General features: G+C 72.9%; 6 protein-coding genes and 1 pseudogene. 3 read left to right on the top strand and 4 right to left on the bottom strand.

Features of this window, described 5'->3' with window-relative positions:
- Positions 1-25 precede the first annotated feature (25 nt).
- From MCBG_RS28730 to mraZ, 3 genes are all read right to left on the bottom strand, one after another.
- Positions 26-607 (bottom strand): cell division protein FtsL, encoded by a 582-nt coding sequence (locus tag MCBG_RS28730; protein WP_043329466.1) that lies wholly within the window; start codon positions 605-607, stop codon positions 26-28.
- A complete protein-coding gene (gene rsmH, locus MCBG_RS28725) occupies positions 604-1,713 on the bottom strand; it encodes a 16S rRNA (cytosine(1402)-N(4))-methyltransferase RsmH (RefSeq protein WP_043331095.1) in 1,110 nt (369 codons plus the stop codon). The genes MCBG_RS28730 and rsmH overlap by 4 nt, the downstream gene beginning before the upstream one ends.
- Before the next feature lie 204 nt (positions 1,714-1,917).
- Complete coding sequence (mraZ, locus tag MCBG_RS28720) at positions 1,918-2,349, bottom strand: division/cell wall cluster transcriptional repressor MraZ (RefSeq protein WP_013287610.1); 432 nt, start codon at positions 2,347-2,349, stop codon at positions 1,918-1,920.
- Positions 2,350-2,704: 355 nt separating this feature from the next.
- Between mraZ and MCBG_RS28715 the strand changes: the two are divergent.
- The 3 genes and pseudogenes from MCBG_RS28715 (at position 2,705) to MCBG_RS28705 (ending at position 5,381) form a co-directional block, all read left to right on the top strand.
- A pseudogene (locus MCBG_RS28715) lies at positions 2,705-3,962 on the top strand (MurT ligase domain-containing protein).
- Positions 3,952-4,674 (top strand): type 1 glutamine amidotransferase, encoded by a 723-nt coding sequence (locus MCBG_RS28710; protein ID WP_043329464.1) that lies wholly within the window; start codon positions 3,952-3,954, stop codon positions 4,672-4,674. The pseudogene MCBG_RS28715 and the gene MCBG_RS28710 overlap by 11 nt, the downstream one beginning before the upstream one ends.
- Positions 4,675-4,703: 29 nt before the next feature.
- Positions 4,704-5,381, top strand: a complete 678-nt coding sequence (locus MCBG_RS28705) for a TVP38/TMEM64 family protein (protein ID WP_369799370.1) — start codon at positions 4,704-4,706, stop codon at positions 5,379-5,381.
- A gap of 46 nt (positions 5,382-5,427) precedes the next feature.
- Here the strand turns inward: MCBG_RS28705 and leuS are convergent, their stop codons facing one another.
- Positions 5,428-8,265, bottom strand: coding sequence for a leucine--tRNA ligase (gene leuS, locus MCBG_RS28700; protein ID WP_043329460.1), 2,838 nt, complete (start codon positions 8,263-8,265; stop codon positions 5,428-5,430).
- Positions 8,266-8,599 lie beyond the last annotated feature (334 nt).

Here is an 8,599-nt window from a genome sequence, read left to right as displayed (position 1 = left end):
GATCCTCCGATCTCGGCGGCACCGCTCAGCCTCCGTTGCCCTGCTGGCTGGTGACCGACGGGGCGCCCTGGGCGGGGTGCGGCACCCCGATGGTCTGCCCGTCCGGCAGCCGGATGTAGGCCGGGTCCTCGGACTCGACCAGGCCCAGCTTGCGGGCGTTGGCGGTCAGGTTGCCGGGTGCCTTCTGGTTGGCGATCTCCTTCTTGAGCTCCTGCTCGTCCACGTCGAGCTTGGCCTGCTGCTGCTGGAGCCTCTCCAGCTTGAAGGCGTTCTCATTGATCTTGGTGTTGACGGCCAGGATGCCCAGTACCCCACCGACCACGAGAACCAGGATCAGTGCGACGAAAGGCGCCCGGGGCACCCGGATCGGCGCCGGCGGGGCGACCCGCAGGCGCGGCGCCGGCGTGCCGGTGACCCGGGTCCGCTCGGCCGGCCGCAGAGCGGCGCTGCCCTGCGTCGGGAACTCGCGCGCCCCCCGGGCGCGAGTGTCCTCCCGGCGGTCGGTCGCCGTCGTGGCCCGCGTGGTGCGCTGCGCCGCGGTCCGGCCCCCCGACCGCGGTGCGCGCTGCCCGACGGCTCCCCGGCCGTCGCGCTTCTCGACGTTCATGTCCCCTCCCCCTCTTCGTCCGTCCCGATCCCGTCCCCCGGAGCCGACGCGGGGTCCGTCCCGGACCCCGGTGACCCCGTCCCCGGTTGGTGCATCGCCTTCACCCGGCGGCGGTACCGTTCGCGGTCGGTACGCCCCTGCCGGGCCGCCTCCGGGTCGAGCCGTTCCGCTGCCCGCAGCCGCACCGAGGCGGCGCGCGGGTTCGCGGCCACCTCCGCCTCCCCGGGCAGCTCGGCGCCCCGGCTCAACAGCCGGAACGTCGGGCCCGACCCGGGCAGTTCGACCGGGAGGTCGACCGGGCCCTTGCTGCGGACCCGGTCGGCGAGCGCGTGCTTGGTGAGCCGGTCCTCCAGCGAGTGGTAGGACAGGACCACCATGCGGCCGCCCACTGTGAGCTTGTCCAGAGCGGCCGGCAGCGCTGTCTCCAGCGCTGCCAGTTCTCTGTTTACCTCGATCCGTAAAGCCTGAAACGTTCTCTTTGCCGGGTGTCCGCCAGTTCGTCGGGCTGGCGCCGGAATGCTCTCCCGGACCAGCTCGGCCAGCCGGGCCGACGACGTGATCCGGGCCCGCTCCCGTTCCCGGATGATCGCCGAGGCGATCTTCCCGGCGAACTTCTCCTCGCCGTACACCCGCAGCAGGCGGGCCAGGTCCGGGTGGGAGTAGGTGTTGACCACCTCCTCGGCGGTCACCCCCCGGGTCTGGTCCATCCGCATGTCCAGCGGCGCGTCCTGCGCGTACGCGAACCCGCGGTCGGGCGCGTCCAGTTGCAGCGACGAGACGCCCAGGTCGAACAGCACCCCGTCGATCGCCGGGTAACCGAGCCGGTCGAGCACCTCGGGCAGCTCGTCGTAGACGGCGTGCTCCAGGTGGATCCGGTCGGCGAACCGGGCCAGGCGGACCCGCGCGTGGGCGAGCGCCTCGGTGTCCCGGTCCAGGCCGATCAGCACCGTGTCCGGATGCGCCGTGAGCACCGCCTCGGCGTGCCCGGCCAGGCCGAGCGTGGCGTCGACGTGGACGGTGCGGCCGGGCCGGCCCAGTGCGGGGGCCAGCAGCTCGAGACACCGCTCGAGCAGCACCGGCACGTGCGTGCCGCGTAGCTCCCCCATCTCGACCCCCACCCCGTTCGCCAACCGTTCCGTCACGTGTCCGTCGTCGCCACGACGCCTCGCCATACCGCCAGATCCCCATCCGCTCCCGCCCGCCGGAGGCCGCGGCCCTCCGTGTCGGATCGTGCGCCTGGCACCGGGGAAGGGGTGCCAGGAACTCGAAAGCGGCTGGAGATCTCGCAGTACGTCGGGCGCCGTCACGCCCTACAGACCGCCGGGCAGCACCCCCTCCTCGATGTCGGCGAAGTCGTCTTCGCTCTCCGCGAGGTAGGCCTCCCAGGCCGCCTTGTCCCAGATCTCCACCCGGGTGCTCGCTCCGATCACGACCAGATCCCGGTCCAGTGCCGCGTACGACCGCAGGTGGCCGGGTATGGTGACCCGCCCCTGCTTGTCCGGCACCTCGTCGTGCGCGCTGGCGAAGAAGACCCGGCTGTAGGCCCGGGCCGCCTTGCTCGTCATCGGCTGCGCGCGCAACTGGTCGGCGATCCGCTGGAACTCGGGCATCGGGAAGACGTAGAGGCAGCGCTCCTGCCCTTTGGTGATCACGACACCCCCCGCCAGTTCGTCCCGGAACTTCGCCGGCAGGATCAACCGGCCTTTGTCGTCCAGGCGCGGAGTGTGGGTGCCGAGGAACATCGGCCCAACCCCCTCGCCCTGAGCGGCGTTCGCGGCGCCGCTGACCCCCCGGGCCGGTGTGGCCCTCCCGGCCTCACCATCGCGCCCCACTCTACTCCACTTCCCTCCACCTGCAACCAGAATCGCCCGCGCGTCGTGGCGTTTCCGCGCGCAAAACCGCACGTCAACGCGGGTGGGGCGGAGTGGAGGGGGTGGGGCGCGCCCGGCACCGTCCGCTACCCGACATCGACCGACGCCGTCCGGCCCCGCGCGCTCCACCCGTCCGCCGGAACGTCCCCGGCCGAACGGTTCGCCGTCGGCGGCGATCTGGTGGAGGTGGCGGTCCGGTAACCTCGCTCGCGTGACGGACGCGAAGATGCCCTTGCGGGCAAAGGTGGCCAGCTCCGTGTCGCGCACCGCCGCGGCGCTGTCGCGGGCCGCGGGCCGTGGCGACGGCTCGGTGATCGGCGGCTGGAATCGTCCTCAAGATCAACAGGACCTGCTCGCCCACCTCTCGGCCGGGCGCGCCATCGCCCCTGGTGTCCGGCACCAACGCAAGACCACCACCACCCGGCTCACCACCGCCGCGGTCGGCGTGCTGGGCCGGGTCGCCACCAACTCCTTCGGCGCGAACATGCCCACCGGCCACACCTCGGCGCTCGCAAAGGCCGGCAGCACGCCGTACGCGGTGCTGGAGGTGGACGAGCACTACCTCGCCCAGGTGCTGGAGGCGACCGAGCCGCACGTGGTGGCGCTGCTCAACCTCTCCCGCGACCAGCTCGACCGCGCCAAGGAGGTCGCCATGATGGCGCAGCTCTGGCGCGCCGCCCTGAAGCCGGCACCCGCGGGTACGGGTGGTCGCCAACGCCGACGACCCGATGGTGGTGTGGGCCGCCACCCCGCCGGCCGACCCGGGCCCAGGGCCACGTGCCGCCGCACGTCACCTGGTTCAGCGCCGGGCAGCGCTGGCACGACGACTCCTGGGTTCTTGCCCCGAGGTGGCGGCTTCCACAATCCACGCGCTCCCGGCGGAGCAGTGGTGGTGCACCGGCTGCCCGCTGCGCCGCCCCGAGCCGAACTGGACGGTCGAGGACGACGGCGTGCTCGACCCCACCGGCGCCTGGCACAAGATCCAGCTTCAGCTCCCCGGCAAGGTCAACCTCGGCAACGCGGCCACCGCCCTGGCCGTCGCCGCCGAGTTCGGCGTACGCCCGGTGGACGCGGTCTCCCGGCTCGGCACCGTCACCTCGGTGGCCGGGCGCTACGCCCAGGTGAACCGCGACGGGCGCAACATCCGGCTGCTGCTGGCGAAGAACCCGGCGAGCTGGCTGGAGGCGTTCGACATGGCCGACGTCGCGCCGACACTGCTGTCCATCAACGCCCGCGACCCCGACGGGCTGGACACGTCCTGGCTGTTCGACGTGGACTTCTCCCCGCTGACCGGCCGGCAGGTGCTGATCACCGGCGACCGGGCGTACGACCTGGCGGTGCGGCTCGAGGTCAACGGCGTGCCGTTCCAGCACGTCCGCAGCTTCGACGAGGCGGTCCGCGCGGTGCCGCCGGGCCGGCTGGAGGTCATCGCCAACTACACCGCCTTCCAGGACATCCGAGCGGAGCTGGACCGTGTCAACTGAGAGCCTGCGCATCGTCTGGATCTATCCCGACCTGCTGTCCACCTACGGCGACCGGGGCAACGCGCTGATCCTGGCCCGCCGGGCCCAGCTGCGCGGCATGCCGGTCGAGGTGCTGGAGGTCCGCTCCGACCAGCGGCTGCCCGCCACCGCCGACATCTACCTGCTCGGCGGCGGCGAGGACGGCCCGCAGGCGCTCGGCGCCCAGCGCCTGATCGCCGACGGCGGCCTGCACCGGGCGGTGGCCCAGGGCTCGGTGGTGTTCGGCGTCTGCGCCGGCTACCAGTTGCTCGGCACCTCCTTCTTCGCCAAGGGCACCCAGTGCGCCGGCCTGGAGCTGCTCGACCTCTCCTCCGACCGCGGTCCCACCCGGGCCGTCGGCGAGCTGGCCGGCGAGGTCGACCCGCGGCTGGGCATCCCGCACCTGTCCGGGTTCGAGAACCACGGCGGCCGTACCCACCTCGGCCCCGGCGTGTCCCCGCTGGCCCGGGTCACCACGGGCGTCGGCAACGACGGCGCCACCGAGGGCGCGTGGCGGGGCAAGCTGCTGGGCACCTACTCGCACGGCCCGGCGCTGGCGCGCAACCCCGACCTGGCCGACCTGTTGCTGCGCTGGGCGACCGGCATCCACCAGCTTCCGCCGCTCGACGACACCTGGGCCGACCGGCTCCGCTCCGAACGCCGCACCGCGGTGGCCGCCGCCCCGAGGCCGTGACCGACGCCGCCCGGCCGGGGCGGCGACCGGTGGCCCGCCGGCTCGCCGGGTTGCTGCGGCAGCCCTCGGCGCGCCGGTTCGGGCTGCTCCTGCTGCTGCTCGCCGGGTTCGGCGTGACGCTGCTGCTGGTGCCGCGGCCGGATCCGGCCGACCTGCCCCGGCTCGCCGACTCGCTCGGCGGCTACGGCCCGCCCGCGGCGGTTCTCGGCGGCGCGCTGCTGCTGGTGGCTCTGGTGCCGCGCACGTTCGTCACGCTGGCCGCGGGCGCGATCTTCGGCCCGGTGCAGGGCGCCGCGTACGCGCTCGGCGCGGCGCTGCTGGCGGCGGCCCTCGGCTTCACGGTGGGGCGGGTGCTCGGGCGCGACTTCGTCGCCGAGCGGGTACGCGGCCGGCTGGCCCGCCTCGACGGCTGGTTCGCCCGGCAGAGCGTCTTCGGCGTGATCACCGTCCGGCTGCTGCCGATCGCCGGGTTCGGCCTGGTCAGCTACGGCTACGGCACCACCGCCGCCCGGGTGGGGCCGTTCCTGGCCGGCAGCGTGATCGCCTCCGCCCCCACCGCCATCGGTTACGCGGCGATCGGCGCGGCGGTGACCACGCCCGGGTCGATCAACTGGTACGCGGCGGCGCCTGCGAGCCTCGGCCTGATCGCCAGTGTGCTGATCATCCACCGCTGGTGGCGGGCCGAACGGCGACGCCGCGCGACCTGACCGGCGGGTGGGCGTGTCCCGCGTGTGGACACGCCCACCCGCCGGGTCAGACGACGACCGAGACCATCCGGCCCTTCACCACGATCACCTTGCGCGGCTCCTTGCCGGCCAGCGCGCCTGCCACCGCCTCCAGCGCCGCCGCGCGGACGGTCTCCTCGGACGCGTCGGCCGGCACCTCGATCCGGCCCCGGACCTTGCCGTTGACCTGCACCGGGTACGTGACCGACTCGGCCACCAGCAGGGCCGGGTCGGCGACCGGGAAGTCCGCGTAGGCCAGGGATTCCTCGTGGCCCAGCTTGCGCCACAGCTCCTCGGCCATGTGCGGGGCGAACGGGGCGACCATCAGCACCAGCGGCTCGGCCACCTCACGCGGCGTCTCCGCCAGCCGGGTCAGGCCGTTGGTCAGCTCGATCAGCTTGGCGATGGCGGTGTTGAACCGGATCCCGTCCATGTCGGCGCGGACCCCGTCGATCGCCTTGTGCAGCAGCCGCCGGGTCGCCTCGTCGGCCGGCGCGTCGGTGACCCGCAGCTGACCGGTCTGCTCGTCGACGACGGTGCGCCAGACCCGCTGCAGGAACCGGTACGAGCCGACGACCGCCCGGGTCTCCCACGGGCGGGACACCTCCAGCGGGCCCATCGACATCTCGTACACCCGGAACGTGTCGGCGCCGTACGCCGCGCACATGTCGTCCGGGGTGACGACGTTCTTCAGCGACTTGCCCATCTTGCCGTACTCGCGCCGGACCTCGGTCTCGCCGTGGAACCAGCGGCCGTCGACCTCGACGACCTCCTCGGCGGGCACGTACGCGCCGCGCGGGTCGACGAACGCGTACGCCTGGATCATGCCCTGGTTGAACAGGCGGCGGAACGGCTCGAACGACGAGACGTGGCCCAGGTCGTACAGCACCTTGTGCCAGAAGCGCGCGTACAGCAGGTGCAGCACGGCGTGCTCGGCGCCGCCGACGTACAGGTCGGTGCCGCCGCAGTCACCCGGACGCTGCGGCCCCATCCAGTACGCCTCGTTCTCCGGGTCGGCGAAGCGCTGCGAGTCGGTCGGATCCAGGTAGCGCAGCTCGTACCAGCAGGAGCCGGCCCACTGCGGCATCACGTTGGTCTCGCGGGTGTAGCGCTTGGGCCCGTCACCCAGGTCCAGCTCCACCTCGACCCAGTCGCGCCGCCGCGACAGCGGGGTCTCCGGGTTGCTGTCGGCGTCGTCGGCGTCGAACGTCTTCGGCGAGAAGTCCTCCACCTCGGGCAGCTCGACCGGCAGCATCGACTCGGGCAGCGCGATCGGCGCGCCGGTCTCGTCGTACACGATCGGGAACGGCTCGCCCCAGTAACGCTGCCGGGAGAACAGCCAGTCGCGCAGCCGCCAGGTGACCGCGCCGGCGCCGTGTCCGTTCGCCTCCAGCCACTCGATGATCCGCGCCTTGGCCTCGGTGACGCCCAGGCCGTCCAGGTCGATGCCGCGCTCCGGCGCGGCGCTGTTGATCGCCGGGCCGTCCCCGGTGTACGCCTTGCCGGCGAAGCCCTCCGGCGGCTGCACGGTCCGCACGATCGGCAGCTCGAAGACCTCGGCGAAGTCCCAGTCCCGCTCGTCCTGCGCGGGCACCGCCATGATCGCGCCGGTGCCGTACCCGGCCAGCACGTAGTCGGCGATGAAGATCGGGATCTGCCCGCCGGTCACCGGGTTGGTCGCGTAGGCGCCGACGAGACGCCAGTCTTCTCCTGCTGTCGCCTGCCGCTCCATGTCCGTCTTGGCCGCGGCGGCCTTCCGGTACGCCTCGACGGCCTCACGCGGGCTCGCGTGCCCACCGGTCCAGGCGTCCTTCGTCCCCTCCGGCCAGGCGGCCGGCGTCAGCACGTCGACCAGCTCGTGCTCGGGGGCCAGCACCATGTAGGTGGCGCCGAAGACGGTGTCCGGCCGGGTCGTGAACACCCGCACCGGCGCGGCGGCGGTCGGGAAGTCGATGTGCGCGCCGGTCGACCGGCCGATCCAGTTGCGCTGCTGCAGCTTGATCGGCTCCGGCCAGTCCAGTGTGTCCAGGTCCTCCAGCAGCCGGTCCCCGTACGCGGTGATCCGCATCATCCACTGCTTCAGGTTGCGCTTGAAGACCGGGAAGTTGCCGCGCTCGGAGCGGCCGTCGGCGGTGACCTCCTCGTTGGCCAGCACGGTGCCCAGGCCCGGGCACCAGTTGACCGGCGCCTCCGAGACGTACGCCAGGCGGTGGTCGTCCACGACGCGCCGCCGCTCCCCCACGGACAGCTCGGCCCACGGCCGCCCGTCCGGGGTGGCGCGGGTGCCGCCCTCGAACTCGGCGATCAGCTCGGCGATCGGCCGGGCCTTGCGTGCGTCCGTGTCGTACCAGGAGTTGAAGACCTGCAGGAAGATCCACTGCGTCCAGCGGTAGAAGTCGGTGTCGATGGTCGCCACCGACCGCCGCTCGTCGTGGCCCAGCCCCAGCCGGCGCAGCTGCGCCCGGTACCGCTCGATGTTCGCCTCGGTGGTGGTCCGGGGGTGGGTGCCGGTCTGCACCGCGTACTGCTCGGCGGGCAGGCCGAACGCGTCGAAGCCCATCGCGTGCAGCACGTTGCGCCCGGCCATCCGCTGGTAGCGGGCGTAGCAGTCGGTGCCGATGTAGCCCAGCGGGTGGCCGACGTGCAGGCCGGCGCCGGAGGGGTACGGGAACATGTCCAGCACGTACAGCTTCTCGGCGCCCGCGCGCGGATGACCCGGGTCGGCCAGCGGGCCGGTCGGGTTCGGCGCGTGGAAGGTGCCGTCCCGCTCCCAGGTGTCCTGCCAGCGGTGTTCGATCTCGTCGGCCAGTGCGGCGGTGTACCGGAACGGGGGAATGTCGGTCGCCGGTGCGGCTGCCTCACTCATGGCGTCTCCTCGGCGCGGATCGGGCGATTCGAAAAAATTGTGGGCGGTCTGCTGCGGGCACAAAAAAGCCCCTCGCGCAGGAGGGGCGGCCGTGCTGTCGCGCGTTCAGCGCATCAACACGGCTCGGTAAGAAGCAGGAAGAACCCGGCCATGCAGGCAGTGTACCTCGCAGCCCTCGGCGGCGGCGCGCCCGTTCCGCCCGGAGCGGCCGGTCCCCCGGTCCGGCGAATATTCCGGGCGTAACCGACCGACCACCTGCGGGAGTCGGCAGTAACGACAAACATGGTTAGCCTGAGAGGCCAGTGAGATTACTGCGGCAGACGTGGCTCGGCGT

Source organism: Micromonospora sp. M42, assembly GCF_000568915.1.
In the GTDB taxonomy this organism is placed as follows: Bacteria; Actinomycetota; Actinomycetes; order Mycobacteriales; family Micromonosporaceae; genus Micromonospora; species Micromonospora chalcea.
The sequence above is the reverse complement of the archived record's forward strand: the minus strand, read 5'-3'. Positions and strand labels throughout refer to the sequence as shown.

Excerpts from the sequence above, each read along its gene's own strand:
- mraZ (WP_013287610.1), bottom strand. The coding sequence starts at position 2,349 with ATGTTCCTCGGCACCCACACTCCGCGCCTGGACGACAAAGGCCGGTTG.
- rsmH (WP_043331095.1), bottom strand. The coding sequence starts at position 1,713 with ATGGGGGAGCTACGCGGCACGCACGTGCCGGTGCTGCTCGAGCGGTGT.
- leuS (WP_043329460.1), bottom strand. The coding sequence starts at position 8,265 with ATGAGTGAGGCAGCCGCACCGGCGACCGACATTCCCCCGTTCCGGTAC.
- MCBG_RS28730 (WP_043329466.1), bottom strand. The coding sequence starts at position 607 with ATGAACGTCGAGAAGCGCGACGGCCGGGGAGCCGTCGGGCAGCGCGCA.